Here is a 17,134-nt window from a genome sequence, read left to right on the forward strand (position 1 = left end):
TAGTAAAAAACCTTTATTTTTTTACACGTACTTTGTGAGTATCTTTGCCGTATGAACAAAAAGGTCCTTCTCTTGATCCTGGATGGTTGGGGTGTAACGCAAGATCCTTCGGTGTCTGCCATCGCTCAAGCCCATACCCCTTTTATCGATTCGTTGTATAAGAAATATCCAAATGCGCAATTACTTACACATGGAATGAATGTGGGACTTCCCGATGGACAAATGGGAAACAGCGAGGTAGGACACATGAATCTTGGAGCCGGTCGCATTGTATACCAAGACTTGGCCAAAGTCAATCTTGCCATTCAGAACGGCACATTGCAAGACGAACCCGAGTTGAAAAAGGCGTTTCAGTATGCCAAGGAATATCATAAAAAAGTACATTTTCTTGGGTTGGTCTCTAATGGAGGCGTTCATTCGCACATAGAACATTTAAAAGGACTATTGACAGCCGCACAAACCACTGGCCTTACTGATGTTTTCGTACATGCCTTCACTGATGGACGTGATGTCGATCCTAAATCGGGTGCAGGGCATATAAAATCGTTGGAGGATCACATGGCTAAGACTACAGGCTCCTTAGCTTCGGTGATAGGAAGGTACTACGCCATGGATCGCGATAAGCGCTGGGAACGTGTAAAAAGAGTATACGATCTGTTAGTCTTCGGAAAAGGTACAGCTTCAGAAGACGCAGTTCAAAGTATTGAGACTAGTTATTCCGAAGGGATTACAGATGAATTTTTGGAACCTATTGTGATGACAAACCACGGTGAGCCGCGAGCTACCATTTCTGAAGGGGATGTAGTACTCTTTTTTAATTTCAGGACCGATCGCGGCAGGCAACTCACCGAAGTGCTCACTCAAACCGATTATGAAGGTTTTGGTATGAAAAGTATACCGTTGTATTACGTAACACTTACCAATTACGACGATTCCTTTAAAGGTATCAAGGTGATCTACAACAAGGAAAACATTACCGAACCCTTGGGCGAAGTGCTGGAACGTCACGGAAAAACGCAAATACGCATCGCAGAAACCGAGAAGTATCCGCACGTTACTTTCTTTTTTAACGGCGGACGGGAAACGCCTTTTAAAGGTGAAAAACGTATTCTTTGTCCTTCTCCAAAAGTGGCTACCTACGACCTCCAGCCCGAGATGAGCGCCTACGAGGTGCGCGATAAGATCTTACCGGAAATCAAAAACAAAACGGCTGATTTCATCTGTTTGAATTTTGCGAATCCTGATATGGTGGGACACACGGGCGTTTTTGAAGCAGCCGTCAAAGCTTGTGAAACAGTGGATGCTTGCGCTAAGATCATTGTGGAAGAAGCATTGGTCCAAGGGTATGCCACCCTCCTCCTGGCAGACCATGGCAACAGCGAAACCATGCGCAATCCGGACGGATCTCCCAATACAGCCCATACCACCAATCCGGTGCCCATTATCATTATTGATCGCGAAGTACAATCTATACGCGATGGCATCTTAGGTGATGTAGCTCCTACCATCCTTGCCTTGATGGGGATCGAAAAACCGGAGGTAATGACGCGTTGGTCTTTGTTGTAAGCCTTCTTACACCATCTTTTCTTCTGAATATTAAACTTTAAGAATGGTAATATTCTTCGTATTTTTGCCGTTTGATTGACGTATCATGCACGAAACCTATACCATAGCGGTCGATTTTGACGGAACTATTGTTGAGGATGAGTATCCCAAAATAGGCAAGCCAATTATCTTTGCTTTCGACACCTTGAAGAAGCTACAAGAACGCGGTCACCGATTGATCCTTTGGACCTATCGAAACGGACGAGCCCTTGATGAAGCAGTAGCCTTTTGTAAGGAACACGGTGTCACCTTTTATGCGGTTAATAAAAGTTTTCCCGAAGAGGAGTTCGATCCTAAATACAGCAGAAAGATCAACGCCGATCTCTTTATTGACGACAGGAATGTGGGCGGACTGAAGAGTTGGGGAGAGATCTATCAGGATTTGATTGGCGAAACCAAATCTGATACCGGAAATACAAAAAAGAGAAGAAAAGGTTGGTTTTCCTTTTAAAGACATACTATGATTATACCAAAGACTTCGGAAGAAATTGAACTCATGCGTGAAGCGGCGCTCGTGGTGTCCAAAACATTGGGGGAACTTGCCAAAGAGGTGAAACCCGGTGTTACAACCCTGTATTTAGATTCTATAGCCGAAACCTGTGTGCGTGATCATGGAGCCGTACCCGGATTTTTGGGATTATATGATTTCCCGAACACCCTGTGTATGAGTCCTAATGCTCAAGTCGTGCATGGAATCCCGAACGATACACCTCTGCAAGATGGGGATATTATTTCAATTGATTGCGGTGCAATAAAAAACGGCTTCTACGGTGATCACGCCTATACTTTTGAAGTCGGGGAAATAGCACCTGACGTAAAAAAATTACTGAGAGTGACCAAAGAATCCTTGTATGTTGGTATTCGGGAATTTAAAGCCGGTAACCGCACGGGAGACGTTGGGTATGCCATTCAGCAACATTGTGAAGCACATGGCTACGGCGTTGTACGCGAGCTGGTAGGTCATGGATTAGGAAGAAAGATGCATGAGGATCCGGAAATGCCTAATTACGGCAAACGCGGACGAGGCAAAAAATTCATTGAAGGGATGACCGTCGCCATCGAACCCATGATCAACCTTGGCACTAGACGTATTGAACAGTTACAGGATGGCTGGACGATCTTAACGCAAGATCGCAAACCCAGCGCCCATTTCGAACACAACGTCGCTTTGGTAGATGGCAAACCCGAACTGCTTTCCACCTTTGCCTATATCTATGAGGCTTTAGGAATTAAAAGCAATGAAGAGGACGAATTTAGACAGAAAGCGCTGGTATTGTAACACCATACACAATGCATCAGCTCTTTAAATATTTTCTGAATCTCATTCCTAGAACGCTCCTCATTAGACTTAGTTATCTGGTACGTCCGGTGGTGGCCTTCTTTCTTCGTGGAAATCGGTATACCGACCCTATAGACGGGCAGTCCTTTCGAAAATTTCTTCCCTACGGCTACGAGAAGGTGCGTGACAATGTATTAGCGCCCGGTACACTGTCTTTAGAACGGCACAGATTGTGCTGGTTGTATCTGAAACGTGAAACAACCTTTTTTTCACAGCCACATAAGGTATTGCACTTTGCACCGGAACAGGCGTTCTACAAACGATTTCGTAAACTGAAACACCTCAACTATACAACTACCGACCTCAACTCGCCTTTGGCTGATGTAAAAGCAGATATTTGCGCACTTCCATTTGACGATGAAAGTTTCGATTTTATTATTTGTAATCACGTTTTAGAACACATCCCAAACGACACCAAAGCGATGCAGGAGTTATACCGTGTCTTGACACCGGGTGGCATGGCTATTCTTCAGGTTCCGTATGATGCCGAAAGGAAAACGACCTTTGAGGACAACACCATTACCGATCCAAAGGAACGCGCCAGGATCTTTGGGCAATATGATCACGTGCGTATCTACGGAATGGATTATTTTGAAAAACTGGCGAACGCAGGCTTTAAAGTACACGCAGTAGACTATACCAAGACACTTTCCGAAGAAGAAATCGACACCTACCGTCTGGCTCAAGGAGAACTCCTTCCCGTTTGTAAAAAACTACTTGTTAAGTAACCTCTTAAAGCCCTCGGTCATAAATACCTGTGGCGCATCTAATGTATCACTGTACGTAAGATAGGCTTCCAATTGTGGTGACTTTTCCAGCAAAGCTTTGGATCGCTTTAGCCCCAAGGCCATAAAAGCGGTCGCATAGGCATCGGCTTCGGCACAGGTTTCTGCCACTACCGTTGCACTGGTCACATCACTTTGTTCGGTCGAACCGGTGAGCGGATTGATAGTGTGAACGTATTTCTTTCCGCTTACGGAGTCCACCCGAAACTTTCGGTAATTCCCTGAGGATGCCATCGCTTTATCTTGAAGTTGAATGGTAATTTGAAACGTACGGTCATCAAGTTGAGAATCCACTGTCTCGATTCCAACTACCCAAGGTTGCCCCTTGGCGGGGTTGGTCCCTTTGGCTAAAATTTCGCCCCCCAATTCAATTAAATAAGCATCTACTCCTTCCGCCGTGAGAAAAGCACCTATTCTGTCTATGCCATATCCTTTTGCTATGGCATTGAAGTCGAAATAGATCTCAGGATGTGATTTTTCTACGGTTCCTTCGGAAGTAAGACGCACTTTGTCGAATCCAACATACTGCAATAAAGAATCGAGTGTTGTGCTGTCTATCTTTTGAAGTGGATTTTCGTCACCAAATCCGTAGGCATTCCGAAGCACACCAACAGTTGGATCAAAATATCCTCCAGAACGCTTATGTACTTCTTCAGAAAGTCTAAACACAGCTTTAAAATCGGTGTCCACTACAAGGTCTGAAGCTCCTTTATTAATCTTTGAGATATCACTATTGGGCATGTACGTGCTCATGGAGCGATTGATCGTATGAATAACCGAATCGACTCCTTTTTCAATACCGGCTAGATCGCCACCCACATATTGAATGGTATAGGTAGTTCCAAAAGCATCGCCTTGTAACACGGTTACTTTTGAAGTCTCATTTTTACATGAGAGCAATACTAGTAAAACCGCAAAAACACCAAATTTTCTCATACGATTTCCTGTAAACCATTATAGACCATTGTATAATCTTCCCCTTTTATAACCGGCTTGGCGTAGTCGCTTCCGTGTCCTAATCCCACTCCGGCATAAAAAGTTTTCGCTTCAAATTTAAGTGCGTGTTCCTTCATTGTTTGCATGAGAACAGGATCATACACATCTGCATTTTTAGGATAGGAAACGGCGCGCACTACCACAAAATGTAAATTTTTATCCCGAAGTGCCACGAATTGAGGATCCTTTTTCAATTTTGAATTTACGCCTAAAAATTCGAAACCGTTTTCCTGTAATTCCTTGCCCACGATGTTCATGGCGAGGTTGTGCAACTCCTGTGCTGTTAGCTCTTCTTTCATATCAACTACAAAGATACACGAGCTGAAGAAATTGCCTCTAAACTTCCATAAAAAAAACCGTTCCCAGGCAGAAACGGCTTTTCTCAAAAAAAAATTATGGAATATTACTCTTTAATAATGCGTTTTGTTACTGTTCCGTGTTCTGTTGTAATCGCAATAAAGTACATGGCAGAACGCAATGATGACACATCCAAAGTGTAATTGGCACTTTGGTTATACTGTATCTTTTGAACGCGTCGTCCGGTGACATCCACTATCTCTACTGCTAGGACCGGTGTCCGCGGTGAGAGAATGGTGAGTATATCCCGTACCGGATTTGGATAGATCGATATGGTTTCTAAGACAACATCGGGCGTCTCTAAAATTACTTCAGGTTCAAATTGAAGTCTGAATCGCTCATTAAAAGTTCCTTTTATGCTTGAGAATGTATACTCTGAAACCGTAAGATCTGTAACCGTATTTTCAAAGGTATCAACTAAATAAATTGCCCCTTGAGACACCTGAGGCCCTTCAACATTGGCCAATGAGATCACAAAATTGGTTTCCGCTTCCACTTGGGTTGCAAAGCCCATAGGCACCTTCACCGTGCTTTCAAATACACCTCTGTTTTGAATACCTAATTGTTCACTTCCATCGTCTAAATGTGAATAAAGAGAAATAGCAGTTGCCATACGATTGGTATCGTAACCTTGGTCAAGACCGTTGCTTGCCATGGGGTTGAAGCCTACCAATGCATAACTTCCAATATTGTAAGCATCATTTCGTACACGAAGTAATACTTTCTCTACATCTGCCAAGGGCGTTCTTAATGTAGTGTTACCCGTGGTAAGACGCATAGCGTTGGTAAAAGTGACCGATCCGGTTCCTGGATTGGCACCTCCATTTACTTTAATCCCGAAGCCTTGACCCGTGGCGACAATACCGTTAGGCGTCGTTGATGTACCGGGGTCGTTGGCCGCAGGTAATGCTCCACCCGGAGTGTACATAGAAATATCTCCCATACTGAAATTGATACTTCCATATCCCGGAATGCTGGAGCTTGGTGGCGTAAGATGTTCCCAGAAGTACAATTCGTTGATAAATGGATTATTATTTATAAGATCGTCTCCAGAAATCGCTGAAGGATACGGATTTGCCAAGGCATTGGGCGTACCATCCGGATTGATCCCTGTCCCATTGTAGGTTACTGTTCGAGTTACATCTCCGTTATTAAGCGTTCCTTGATCGTAGACAAAAGAATAGGTTTGATTCGCAGGATCTGTATACCCCGATTGCGGTCGTACTATATATCCTTCGCCCACATTGATCACCCCGTTGTAGGAGTTCCAAAAATCTCCATTGTCATCGGCAAAATTAGTTCCCCCTGCAGGAACCCCTGTGTGGGGAACGAAATTCCCCGGTGTGTGATCTAAAACTAAAAAGGCTGAATTAAACACTCCGTTTCTCGTCTCTGCACTCATAGGGCTACCCATAACCATAAAATCACGAGTTTGTAAGACAGGTGTTGTAAGATATACCTCGATGGTTCCGTTGTTTGTTACCGTGGCTGCAGGATCTACTTGTACAACGCTGCCGGTATGTAATACATCCATATCACCATTCACCGTAATATTTCCATTTACTTGTAGAAAGTCATTGGGAGAAACCGTAAGGAACACTCCATTATTTACAATTAAAGTACATGCACTAAGGTCTCCATGGAGCGCTGTATCATAATTCCCGGAGAGAATCACAGGATTTGATGTAGTGGGCACTCCAACCGGTGACCAGGTACTGCCATTCCATGTTTTGGTTACACCGGGACAGTTTACAAAAGCGCCAATCGGTCCAAAATAATAAGTGCCATCAAGGCCCGTAAAGTTTCCTGTGAGCGTCACATTAGAACCAAAGGCACCTACAGTTAAGGTTGCTGTTTCAGTGAAACTAGAGGCATTCCCTCTAGCGGCTACAAGGTTATTTCTTGTAACCCCTACCGTTCCACCTACGGCGGTTTCCCAACCTGCTATTTCAGCTTCGGTAAAATAAAAAGTGATGCTTGTATCTCCTGCACCAGTTGTGGTTGCCGGGTTAATATCGAATGTTTTGTCCATCACCAAATTTGGTATGGTGCTTCCGTTATAGGCTTGTGCTCCTGTTCCCGCCCGTGAAACTGACATGTCTACACAACCGTAATTGTGCGTATTGTTATTGGTAATGGACATCATGATGGCTCCCGAACCGGCATCTGCACCGTACAAGGTTCCCATTCCCGGTACCAATACGAGGTCGTTGGTCGTAGCTGTATTCACAGCGGTTTGAATCGGTGATTCTACAGTAGCCACAACATCTAACGCATCGAACAAGAGAATTCCGTTATTTGCTGATGAATTGTAGTGGCGGATGACAAAATAGCCGGTTTGTCCGGCCAAGCTAGTATTGTTTACCGTTCGTATATCTCCAGTATTTGCAGTAGCATCTCGTTCTTCCAAGATGATCCCTGCATCAATGGCAGCATAGGAAGCTATACTCGTTGTCCATTGCAGACGATAATGCTCTATTGTGTTGAATCCTGCAACGGAAAAAGTAAAGGCCGTGTTGGTCGTCCCTGCAGGGATCGTGATCTGTGGACTGATCAAATAATTATTGGCTGTAGCCTTTGGCGGATTTGCGGACGGGTTCAATACGGTAAGGTCTGTCTCTGAAGCTGCGAACTGTCCGGTAAAACCTGTATAGCCTCCGGATGTAAAGGACAGCGATAAAAATCCGTTTCCATCCCCGTCTCTGTCGAGGTTGGTCCATCCTGTCCAATCTTCAAAATCTTCACTATAAACGTTTATATTTTGTGTACTGGCAGGAACCAGATCGTCATCATGGATGGTAATCGTAACTGAATCGGCGTTGGTATTGGCAGTGGCATCACCTCCATTAGGATTGACGGTAAAGTCTACCGTAAGGGTTTCAGGCACTTCCACAAAACCATCGTGATAGACCCGAACGATCATATCCTGTGACGTGGTTTGTCCTTGTAAAAAAGTTAATGATGTTGTGATCAGGTCGAAGTCTGCTCCACTAGTAGCTGTTCCTCCCGAAACCGTGAAGGTTACATCGGCATCTTGAGAAGGTGCCATAGCGATGTTCACCGGAATGGAAACATCGGTAAAACTACAGTCCGTTTGTTCTGTTGTGGTAGCAGTGGTTGTCCCGAAAGAGATCTCCGGTGATGCTGCTGCAATGATTCCTCCGGTAACAATAAGAGAGAAATTTTGCGAACCGCTTGAAAGGGTTCCTTTATGTGTTACGGTAAGGGTATATTGTCCTGAAGCACCGGCGATATCAATTCGTTCGTATGGATCTACCGTGTTGTCGCCAAAACCATTGGTTGTCACACCGGTTAAACGCCATGGTGTATATACGGTACCATTACTCAGCCGAAGATCAAGGTCATTGACCAGTGCAGGTGTATTGCTGTTGGTTCCGTTATTTACAGCACCGGCAGGATCGGTCCAAGAGATCGAAGCTTTGAGTGGGTTCACGCCGTCCGACTGTATGGTTACTTGGTAAGATTGCCCCTGATTCAAGGTAAGTTCAGAAATTACCGCACCGGTAGGTGCCGCGGTGATCGCTTCGGCAGCAGCTTTAGTATTCATTTGCCCCCAACCCGTGTTGGCATCGGGACCGGTAGGCGCCACATCGTCTGCGGTATGAAGTGCCAGACCTTTCAGTGTAGCGGCTCTCATGAAGGTAGCATTCAGATCGAAATAATGATCCTGCAACAATAATAAGGATCCGCTTACATTGGGTGCCGACATTGAAGTACCTGTCAAATTTCCGTAGGCACTATCACTCGTTTCCAAGGAAGAATACAAGCTTGTCCCGTTCCCCATGATATCCGGTTTAATACGGTAGTCGTCTGTAGGTCCTTCGCTACTTCCGGAATTTCTGGTAACTGAGATCAGGTTTCCATTGGCATCCACATTCGCATCTTGTCCGTTGGCAATCACAAAATTGTTCTTGGCCGTGGCCGTTCCATTCAATTTATCGTATGCTGATTGGCCATTGAGCGGAATTGCATTGGCCGTATTGTTTGCACCGTCGTTTCCTGCGGAATTTACCATTAGGTAATAAGGCGCACTGTACATTAGTTGATCCCATTCTCTGGCATCTTGGCCATATTGACCAAACCAAGCGTCCGGAATGGCCGTTGCATTATAACCATACGAGTGATTAGAAATAAGCATCCCTGCTGAAGCTTCCGCAGTCGCCTCGGCTAGATCGTTGTTCCAGTCGTGTGTCTTGGCATCGGCCTGCCACGCCATTCCTTTGGCCGCGGCTACCAATCCTGAAGCGACAATAGTTCCTGTTACGTGTTGCGCATGAAAACTGTTGCCGTTGATAGCGGTGACACCATCATTAATAGACACTCGATTTGTTCCTCCCGGACCATCAAATTCCTGATGTGTAGGGCGTGCGGGACCGCCGTCCCAAACATGGGCAGTCAATCCATCTCCATTTACATTGAGTCCCAAGGTACCACCGGTATTTAAATGGTTCGCCCGTGTAGAGATAGCCGCATTCACATTGTGTAGGGAATAGTAGAGCAAGGTTCCATTGGGGCCTATGCGTTGTAATTCATCGAAGGTTCCGTCTTCATTATATTTTTGTATGGGCAAGTTGTTCACCAATGCATAAGCGATGGCTTCCTGTTTCTCTAGGTTTCTTCGTGTTGAAAAAATACTGTACAAGGCGGCAAGTTTACCTTGGTCGTATTCTGCCGTGATCTTTTGAAGTGCTTTGGCGTATTGGGTAGTATCAACTTTTCTCGGCGTGTTGGCTTTCCCTTTAGTTAGTGTTTGCGAAGAAGCCGTAAAAACAGCTAATAGCAGCGCCAATAGTAGAAAATTTTTCATAAGCAATGTGATTTAGGGGGCTTAAAAAACTCTGTTTGAACGAAATAAACATGCCAAAAATAATATTTTATCGTTATAATGCAATTTTTTATCGATAAAATACATGTTTTTTTAAGAACTAAATTAAAAAAGCCGTTCCAATATATTGAAACGGCCTTGTTTTTATTATAGTATGTGTTTATCCTCCAAAGTCATCAAAACGTATATTCTCGTCCGGGATCCCAAAATCCTCGCCCATTTTTTGAACCGCTTGGTTCATTAAAGGAGGACCACAGAAATACAATTCGATATCTTCAGGCGCTTCATGATGATTCAAATAATTATCGATAACGACCTGATGAATGAAACCAACAAAGCCGTCTCCTTCATCGTTGATATCCTTCTTCACTTTCCAGTTGTCCTCAGGAAGCGGTTCAGAAAGTGCCATGTAGAATTTAAAGTTCGGAAAATCCTTTTCCAAGTTTCTAAAGTGATCGATATAGAATAATTCACGTTTAGAGCGTCCTCCGTACCAATATGTTACCTTTCGGCCGGTCTTCAACGTTCTGAAAAGATGGTAGAGGTGCGAACGCATAGGCGCCATTCCTGCTCCCCCGCCAACGTACAGCATTTCTGCTTCAGAAGGATTGATAAAGAACTCCCCATAAGGCCCTGAAATCACCACTTTATCGCCCGGCTTCTTATCGAAGATATACGAAGAAGCGATCCCCGGATTTACGCTCATCCATTGATTCTTCGCTCTGTCCCATGGTGGTGTGGCGATACGAACGTTCAACATGATCTCACGTCCTTCGGCAGGATAGGAGGCCATGGAGTATGCACGCTCGACTGTTTCGGTATTCTTCATGACCAACGGCCACAACCCAAATTTGTCCCACTCTTCTTGAAACTTATCCGGTGTCTCGTGTTCTTCAGGATGTGCAGTGATATCAATATTCTCATATTTAACTTCACAAGGAGGTATCTCAATTTGAATGTATCCACCAGCCTTATAATTCATATCTTCAGGTATCTCTACCACAAACTCCTTAATAAAAGAAGCTACGTTATAGTTACGCACGACAGTAGCATCCCATTTCTTTATACCGAAAACCTCTTCAGGTATATGAATATTCATATCCTGTTTTACTTTTACCTGACATGACAAGCGGGCGCCTTCTTTCAATTCTTTTCTGCTGAAATGCGGTGTTTCCGTAGGAAGTGCTTCACCACCTCCCGAAAGGACGTGACATTCACATTGAATACAGGTTCCTCCACCCCCGCAAGCCGAAGGCAAGAAGATCTTTTGGTTACCCAAGGTAGATAATAAGGTACCACCGGATTCTACCTCAATGACCTTTTCATCGTTGATGGTAATCTTTACCGGTCCTGAAGGTGATAATTTTTGTTTAGTAAAGAGCAATAGGGCAACCAATAACAAGGTCAAAACCAAAAAGGCTACTACGGTCGCAATAATGACTCCTAAGGTACTTGCTGCTAAAAACATATTATTGTTGTGTTATTTCTGAAACCTCAGTGATCTCAATAGTTTCTGAATTATCTTGTATAGTTTCTTCGGTTTTAAGACCTACTTCACCATCAGTTTCCAAAGAAGAAGTTTCCTCTCCCCCGCCTGTTAACATTCCTCCGAAGCTCATAAATCCAATCGCCATAAGCCCTGTAATAATAAAGGTGATCCCCAATCCTCGAAGCGGAGCCGGTACGTTGCTATACCGGATCTTTTCGCGAATGGCTGCAATTGCCACGATCGCCAAGAACCAGCCTATCCCGGAACTGAACCCGTAATTTAATGCCAAACCAAAGGTAGCAATATCACGTGATTGCATGAACAATGAACCTCCAAGTATCGCACAGTTTACAGCGATAAGTGGTAAAAAGATCCCTAATGAATTATACAATGACGGAGAAAATTTCTCCACTACGATCTCTACCAACTGAACCATGGTAGCAATGGTAGCAATAAAGAGAATAAAGGACAGAAAGCTCAGATCGTAATCGGCGTATCCTTCACCTAACCAAACCAATGCTCCTTCTCGTAAGATGTATTGATCCAGCAGCCAGTTCATTGGCACTGTCACGGTTAATACAAAAATAACCGCTGCCCCAAGTCCCACTGCCGTACTTACTTTTTTGGAGACCGCCAGGTAGGAGCACATTCCCAAGAAATAGGCAAATACCATGTTGTCTACAAAGACCGACTTAAAAAACAATTCTATATGTTCCATTTTTCTGTTATTCTAATATTGTGTTATTCAGCAAAACGAATTTCTATTTATTCTTTTCGTTCTATTCTGAATATTAATTCTCTTCGATCAATTCCTTATTTCTGCTTCGTTGTACCCAGATGATCAATCCTACAACGATCAATGCCATTGGGGGTAACACCATGAATCCATTGTTTTCGTATCCAATGGCATAAAGACCCGATTTTTCAACGGGGTCACCCAACACCTTAAAACCAAATAAGGTTCCCGATCCCAACAATTCACGGAAGAACCCAACAATAATGAGGATCACGCCATAACCTGCTGCATTTCCAATTCCGTCAAGGAAGGATCTCCAAGGGCCATTCCCTAAGGCAAAGGCTTCAAAACGCCCCATAATGATACAGTTGGTGATGATCAATCCAATAAATACCGATAGTTCTTTACTCAATTCATACGCGAATGCCTTCAGCACCTGATCCACGATAATTACCAACGTAGCAACTACAATAAGCTGCACGATGATACGTATTTTCGACGGAATGATATTTCTCATCAAAGAGATCACCACGTTTCCTACACCCAATACAAAAACCACCGAAATCGCCATTACGATCGAAGGTTTCAACTGAGCCGTGATCGCCAAAGCCGAACATATTCCCAACACCTGAATCGTGATCGGGTTGTTATCTGCTAACGGGTCTAAAATTAATTTACTGTCCTTTTTTGATAGAAGTCCCATAGCTTACTGATTTAATTTTTGAAAATAGGGTACGTACATTCTAATATCCTTTTTAAGCATGGCAGAAACTCCGTCGCCGGTAATAGTCGCTCCCGCTAAGGCATCTACTTCATTATCTGAAGTATCTGTATTCTTAGGATCGTTGTTTCCTTTGGCTACCGTGATTCCTTCAAAAGCATTTCCATTTAAGAAGCTTTCTCCGGTAAAATCATCCATAAAGTACCGTTGCTTGATCTCTGCTCCAAGTCCGGGTGTCTCTCCTTTATGATCAAAATAAACGCCTTGAATTGTCATTCCCTTATCTACAGCAACAAATCCCCAAATGGCATCCCAAAGACCTTTCCCACGCACCGGAATCACATAAAGTTCCTTTCCGTCCTTTTCGCCAATAAAGAGAGGCAATCTGCGTGTATAACCTTCCTCTTTTGCCAAGGTTTCTTCTTTTTTAAGATCGATCAAAAATGCCTGATCGTCTTCTGTAATATTATCTCCTTGGATCACCAATTGTTTGGTGATATACTTATTGAACTCTTCCTCAACCCTATCTGTTGGAATAAAGGTAACATCGTTTGGGCCTTCATTGTCATTGACATTCATGGCATATAAGATGTTCTGCATCTTTTCATACTTCTCATTTGCTTTCACAAGCGGTTTAAGTCCACTGGCAAACCCTGCCAAAATAGACCCAACCACGATCACCATGACAATGGCGAAGATGACGGTATAACTGTTCTTATCTGTGTTAATAGCCATTCTTATGCTGTTTTAACTTTTAAACGTTTCATTCTTCTCTTAATGTTGCCTTGCAACACATAGTGGTCAATGGTTGGAGCAAAGACATTCATTAGCAGGATTGCTAAGAAGACACCTTCGGGATACGCAGGATTGAACACACGTATCAGTATGGATATAAATCCGATAAGGAATCCGTAAATCCATTTTCCTTTGTTAGTCTGAGATGCCGTAACAGGATCTGTTGCCATATAAACCGCACCAAACAATATACTTCCTATAATCAGGTGTTGCCAAAACGGAACGGTCATCAATCCATAGAATTTACTTCCTTCATTAATCCAACCCATTTCCACCACACCATTGAAGATCAATCCCATAGCAAGGGCTCCTATGAGTGTGCTGAAAATAATTCGCCAGCTTCCCACTTTGGTAAAAATAAGGAACAAGGCGCCAAATATGATCAACAATTTCGAGGTCTCTCCAACAGATCCCGGGATAAACCCTAAGAACATATCTTGCAGGCTATAGACGACATCTTGATTTTGTGCATAACTACCCAAAATGGTCTCACCCGAAATGGCATCTGCATTCGATCCCGCTGCAATTTCTTTCGCTCTTTCTACCGCACCATGAACCCAAACCTTATCACCACTCATCCAAGTAGGATAGGCAAAGAATAAAAAGGCACGGATGGTAAGCGCCGGATTTAAAATATTCATTCCGGTACCGCCAAATACTTCTTTTCCTATCACCACCCCAAAGATCACGGCTACCGCCAACATCCATAGCGGAATATCTACCGGCACGATCAACGGAACTAACATTCCCGTCACCAAATACCCTTCTTCTACTTCATGACCTTTTATCACAGCGAATAAGAATTCTACCGCCAGTCCTACTCCGTAGGATACAATAACCAAAGGTAGTACGGTCCAGGCGCCCATGGCAAAGTTTTGCCACGACCAAAATTCTCCACTGAAAAATCCTGCAGCGGCTTCGATCTCTCCTGTGGCTAAATAATGCTGGTATCCTGCATTATATATTCCAAATACCAAACAAGGGATCAAGGCCATGATCACCGTATTCATGGTACGCTTCAGATCGTCCGCAGCGCGAACATGCGACCCGGAGTGTGTCGTTTCATTGGGTAGATACAAAAAGGTGTGCAAGGCATTGAATGCCGGTGCCATTTTTTTTCCTTTGTATTTTTCTTTTAGCGTATGTAATTTTTGTTTCAATCCCATAGCATTATCCTATTTCTTTATACATTAAGTCAAGACCTTTTCTTATGATCTCCTGGTGGGGTTGTTTTGATACACAAATGAACTCGGTAAGTGCGAAATCTTCCGGGGCCACCTCGTACATCCCCAAGGCTTCCATAGCATCGAGATCTTCTACCATACAGGCTTTTAAAATTTGCAATGGATAAATGTCCATTGGGAAAACCTCTTCATAATTTCCGGTGACCACAAAAGCTCTGTGTTCGCCATTGGTATTTGTGTCCAATTCGAATTTCTTATTTGGAAAAAGCCATGAGAAGGTCAATGCTCTTGATGTGGATATCTTATCGAACACGGGCTTGTTCCATCCGAAGAACTCATAATCGTCTCCTTCCGGGATCACAGTAACGGTATTGTTGTAAAATCCAAGATTGCCTTTTACCGAGATCTGCTTTCCGGTAAGTACGTCGCCGCTTATCACCCGAACGTTCTCCTCGGTCAATCCTGAATCATATAAAAACGTCGCCACTTCAGCGCCGATCTTGGTCGTATAATATTTTGGTGTCTTAACAGAAGAACCTACCAAAGCGATCACGCGTTCTGCGTTAAATTTACCGGTAAGCAATAAATCCCCTATGATCACCAGATCCTGAGCATTCACTGTCCAAACGGTTTCACCTTTGTTCACCGGATCGATCTTTGCAATCTGCACTCCCACATTTCCGGCCGGGTGCGGCCCGCTCACTGTATGAAGGGTGATGTCTTTTAATCCTTCAAAAGGAGATACGCCTGTTTTTCCTACAGAGACATGCACTTTCCCCTCGGTAAGTTTGCTCAGTGCGGTAAGGGCTGCCTGTAATTGTTTTTCTTTACCGCGCAAGGTCACATCATAATCGGCCGCCAGTGGCGCTGTGGCATAACCCGAAATAAAGATAGCTTTTGGAGTGCTATCCGGATTGGCAATCACGTGATACGGACGCTGTTTTATAAACGGCCAACATCCTGCAGCCAGTAAATGCTGCTTAATGGCTTCCGGTTGCATGGAAGACGGGTCTGCCACACCAAAATCTTTATAGGTATCTTGAGGTTCGGCTTCAATGACCAGTTCGGTAATAACGCGTTTTGCGCCGCGCTCTATCTTGGTGAGTGTTCCGCTAACCGGTGAAACGAATTTGATCGCTTCATTTGCCTTTGCGTAGAAAACAGTGTCTCCGGCTTGTAGTTTAGCACCTTCTTTAACTACCATTTTAGGAGTAATCAAGTGAAAGTCTGAAGGTCTAATCGAGAAGGTTCTGGATCGCGGCGCGTTGGATATTGTTTTATCGGCTTCGCCTTTCAATCGTATGTTTAGACCCTTTTTAATCTTAATGTCTTTGGACATAGGATGCTAGTGTTAAATTTCTTTTTCTTCCCGTCCCGATGAGTATCGGGATTTAAGGGAGTGCAAATTTATAAATTTAATGTAGCATCACATAATAATTGCGTATAATTTTAGCAGCATTGGGTACGGATTTTTTTCAAGAAATGCTGTGTACCGAATAGCTCCCTAAAGGCGGCATCTCAAGTAGGGTAAATAACAAGAAGGAATGTGCTGTAAGACATCTTCTTACTTTTTAATAAACTTTTTTATTTCAGTTTGACCCAAGGAGTCTTGAATACGAAGAAAATAAATACCTCGCGAAAGCATAGACACATCTATCATTTTTTCTGAAATGTTTTCCGAAGAAGGCCGAAGAACCCCCATACCCTGTACATTGTATATTTCCAATGTGAAGTTGGCCATATCCCGTTCTGAAACAAGATACAGTTGGTCCCCCACCGGATTGGGAGCTACCTGAAACATGCTAAGATCGAAAGCAGCTGCGGATAGCAGTTCATTCCCATACACCGCTTGGTCTCCGTCTGCGTTCTCAATGGTAAGGACTACTTCCCCGTTTCCTCCCGAACTGAAGGAATAGGTGAAGGGGTTTTTGGCAAAATTATTATCCAGATAATAAATTTCATAGTGATCTTCCATGAATTCCCAAAGAATAGGATCTCCACAAACTCCCGGAAGCACAACACCTCCGTCCCCTATTTCAAACACATCGTTATTAGTATATTGAATAATATTCTGAAAACCTTCTTCACAAGATGGATGTACCACTTCAATAAATTCGGAATTAAAATAAGCCCTTCCTTCAAAAGAAGGATAGGGAGGAAAATAGTCTGTTTCTTCAATTATAAGTTTTTGCAGATACCAATCATTATCAAACAATTGCGGGTCTTGGGCAATGCCGGTAAAACTTAGAGCGATAAAAAACAAGAAGGATAGGGCTTTCAT

Annotated in this window: 14 protein-coding genes; 4 read left to right on the top strand and 10 right to left on the bottom strand. The window is 43.6% G+C overall.

The genetic code is table 11. The features are described from left to right. Positions 1 to 51: 51 nt before the first annotated feature. The 4 genes from gpmI (at position 52) to AACZ11_RS00650 (ending at position 3,672) form a co-directional block, all read left to right on the top strand. A complete protein-coding gene (gene gpmI / locus AACZ11_RS00635) occupies positions 52 to 1,566 on the top strand; it encodes a 2,3-bisphosphoglycerate-independent phosphoglycerate mutase (protein WP_290626201.1) in 1,515 nt (504 codons plus the stop codon). A gap of 85 nt (positions 1,567 to 1,651) precedes the next feature. Further along, positions 1,652 to 2,056, top strand: a complete 405-nt coding sequence (locus tag AACZ11_RS00640) for a hydrolase (RefSeq protein WP_290626203.1) — start codon at positions 1,652 to 1,654, stop codon at positions 2,054 to 2,056. A gap of 9 nt (positions 2,057 to 2,065) precedes the next feature. Next, a complete protein-coding gene (gene map, locus AACZ11_RS00645) occupies positions 2,066 to 2,884 on the top strand; it encodes a type I methionyl aminopeptidase (protein WP_290626205.1) in 819 nt (272 codons plus the stop codon). 11 nt (positions 2,885 to 2,895) lie between these two features. Further along, a complete protein-coding gene (locus tag AACZ11_RS00650; protein ID WP_290626207.1) occupies positions 2,896 to 3,672 on the top strand; it encodes a class I SAM-dependent methyltransferase in 777 nt (258 codons plus the stop codon). Here AACZ11_RS00650 and AACZ11_RS00655 read toward each other — a convergent pair. The 10 genes from AACZ11_RS00655 to AACZ11_RS00700 form a co-directional block, all read right to left on the bottom strand. After that, positions 3,658 to 4,665 (bottom strand): FAD:protein FMN transferase, encoded by a 1,008-nt coding sequence (locus AACZ11_RS00655; protein ID WP_290626209.1) that lies wholly within the window; start codon positions 4,663 to 4,665, stop codon positions 3,658 to 3,660. The genes AACZ11_RS00650 and AACZ11_RS00655 overlap by 15 nt on opposite strands. Further along, positions 4,662 to 5,024, bottom strand: coding sequence for a Na(+)-translocating NADH-quinone reductase subunit F (locus tag AACZ11_RS00660; protein ID WP_290626211.1), 363 nt, complete (start codon positions 5,022 to 5,024; stop codon positions 4,662 to 4,664). Before AACZ11_RS00660 ends, AACZ11_RS00655 begins: the two co-directional genes overlap by 4 nt. A gap of 104 nt (positions 5,025 to 5,128) precedes the next feature. Then, positions 5,129 to 9,910 carry a S8 family serine peptidase gene (locus AACZ11_RS00665; protein ID WP_290626213.1) on the bottom strand — a complete coding sequence of 1,594 codons (4,782 nt, stop codon included), beginning with the start codon at positions 9,908 to 9,910 and terminating at the stop codon, positions 5,129 to 5,131. 178 nt (positions 9,911 to 10,088) lie between these two features. Beyond that, the gene (nqrF, locus tag AACZ11_RS00670) at positions 10,089 to 11,396 is read right to left on the bottom strand and encodes an NADH:ubiquinone reductase (Na(+)-transporting) subunit F (RefSeq protein ID WP_290626215.1); all 1,308 of its coding nucleotides are present in this window, start codon (positions 11,394 to 11,396) and stop codon (positions 10,089 to 10,091) included. Between the two features lies 1 nt (position 11,397). Then, positions 11,398 to 12,135, bottom strand: a complete 738-nt coding sequence (gene nqrE, locus AACZ11_RS00675) for an NADH:ubiquinone reductase (Na(+)-transporting) subunit E (RefSeq protein WP_290626217.1) — start codon at positions 12,133 to 12,135, stop codon at positions 11,398 to 11,400. Between the two features lie 73 nt (positions 12,136 to 12,208). Next, a complete protein-coding gene (locus tag AACZ11_RS00680) occupies positions 12,209 to 12,856 on the bottom strand; it encodes an NADH:ubiquinone reductase (Na(+)-transporting) subunit D (protein ID WP_290626219.1) in 648 nt (215 codons plus the stop codon). 3 nt (positions 12,857 to 12,859) lie between these two features. Next, positions 12,860 to 13,609: a Na(+)-translocating NADH-quinone reductase subunit C gene (locus AACZ11_RS00685; RefSeq protein WP_290626221.1), complete on the bottom strand. Its 750-nt coding sequence runs from the start codon at positions 13,607 to 13,609 to the stop codon at positions 12,860 to 12,862. A gap of 2 nt (positions 13,610 to 13,611) precedes the next feature. Then, complete coding sequence (locus AACZ11_RS00690; protein ID WP_290626223.1) at positions 13,612 to 14,835, bottom strand: NADH:ubiquinone reductase (Na(+)-transporting) subunit B; 1,224 nt, start codon at positions 14,833 to 14,835, stop codon at positions 13,612 to 13,614. A gap of 4 nt (positions 14,836 to 14,839) precedes the next feature. After that, positions 14,840 to 16,192, bottom strand: a complete 1,353-nt coding sequence (locus AACZ11_RS00695; protein ID WP_290626225.1) for a Na(+)-translocating NADH-quinone reductase subunit A — start codon at positions 16,190 to 16,192, stop codon at positions 14,840 to 14,842. Positions 16,193 to 16,417: 225 nt separating this feature from the next. Further along, on the bottom strand, positions 16,418 to 17,134 hold the full coding sequence (locus AACZ11_RS00700) for a T9SS type A sorting domain-containing protein (protein ID WP_290626227.1): 717 nt from the start codon (positions 17,132 to 17,134) through the stop codon (positions 16,418 to 16,420).

This window comes from uncultured Altibacter sp. (assembly GCF_963972995.1).
Taxonomy (GTDB): domain Bacteria; phylum Bacteroidota; class Bacteroidia; order Flavobacteriales; family Flavobacteriaceae; genus Altibacter.

Excerpts from the sequence above, each read along its gene's own strand:
- gpmI (WP_290626201.1), top strand. The coding sequence starts at position 52 with ATGAACAAAAAGGTCCTTCTCTTGATCCTGGATGGTTGGGGTGTAACG.
- AACZ11_RS00640 (WP_290626203.1), top strand. The coding sequence starts at position 1,652 with ATGCACGAAACCTATACCATAGCGGTCGATTTTGACGGAACTATTGTT.
- map (WP_290626205.1), top strand. The coding sequence starts at position 2,066 with ATGATTATACCAAAGACTTCGGAAGAAATTGAACTCATGCGTGAAGCG.
- AACZ11_RS00650 (WP_290626207.1), top strand. The coding sequence starts at position 2,896 with ATGCATCAGCTCTTTAAATATTTTCTGAATCTCATTCCTAGAACGCTC.
- AACZ11_RS00655 (WP_290626209.1), bottom strand. The coding sequence starts at position 4,665 with ATGAGAAAATTTGGTGTTTTTGCGGTTTTACTAGTATTGCTCTCATGT.
- AACZ11_RS00660 (WP_290626211.1), bottom strand. The coding sequence starts at position 5,024 with ATGAAAGAAGAGCTAACAGCACAGGAGTTGCACAACCTCGCCATGAAC.
- AACZ11_RS00665 (WP_290626213.1), bottom strand. The coding sequence starts at position 9,910 with ATGAAAAATTTTCTACTATTGGCGCTGCTATTAGCTGTTTTTACGGCT.
- nqrF (WP_290626215.1), bottom strand. The coding sequence starts at position 11,396 with ATGTTTTTAGCAGCAAGTACCTTAGGAGTCATTATTGCGACCGTAGTA.
- nqrE (WP_290626217.1), bottom strand. The coding sequence starts at position 12,135 with ATGGAACATATAGAATTGTTTTTTAAGTCGGTCTTTGTAGACAACATG.
- AACZ11_RS00680 (WP_290626219.1), bottom strand. The coding sequence starts at position 12,856 with ATGGGACTTCTATCAAAAAAGGACAGTAAATTAATTTTAGACCCGTTA.
- AACZ11_RS00685 (WP_290626221.1), bottom strand. The coding sequence starts at position 13,609 with ATGGCTATTAACACAGATAAGAACAGTTATACCGTCATCTTCGCCATT.
- AACZ11_RS00690 (WP_290626223.1), bottom strand. The coding sequence starts at position 14,835 with ATGGGATTGAAACAAAAATTACATACGCTAAAAGAAAAATACAAAGGA.
- AACZ11_RS00695 (WP_290626225.1), bottom strand. The coding sequence starts at position 16,192 with ATGTCCAAAGACATTAAGATTAAAAAGGGTCTAAACATACGATTGAAA.
- AACZ11_RS00700 (WP_290626227.1), bottom strand. The coding sequence starts at position 17,134 with ATGAAAGCCCTATCCTTCTTGTTTTTTATCGCTCTAAGTTTTACCGGC.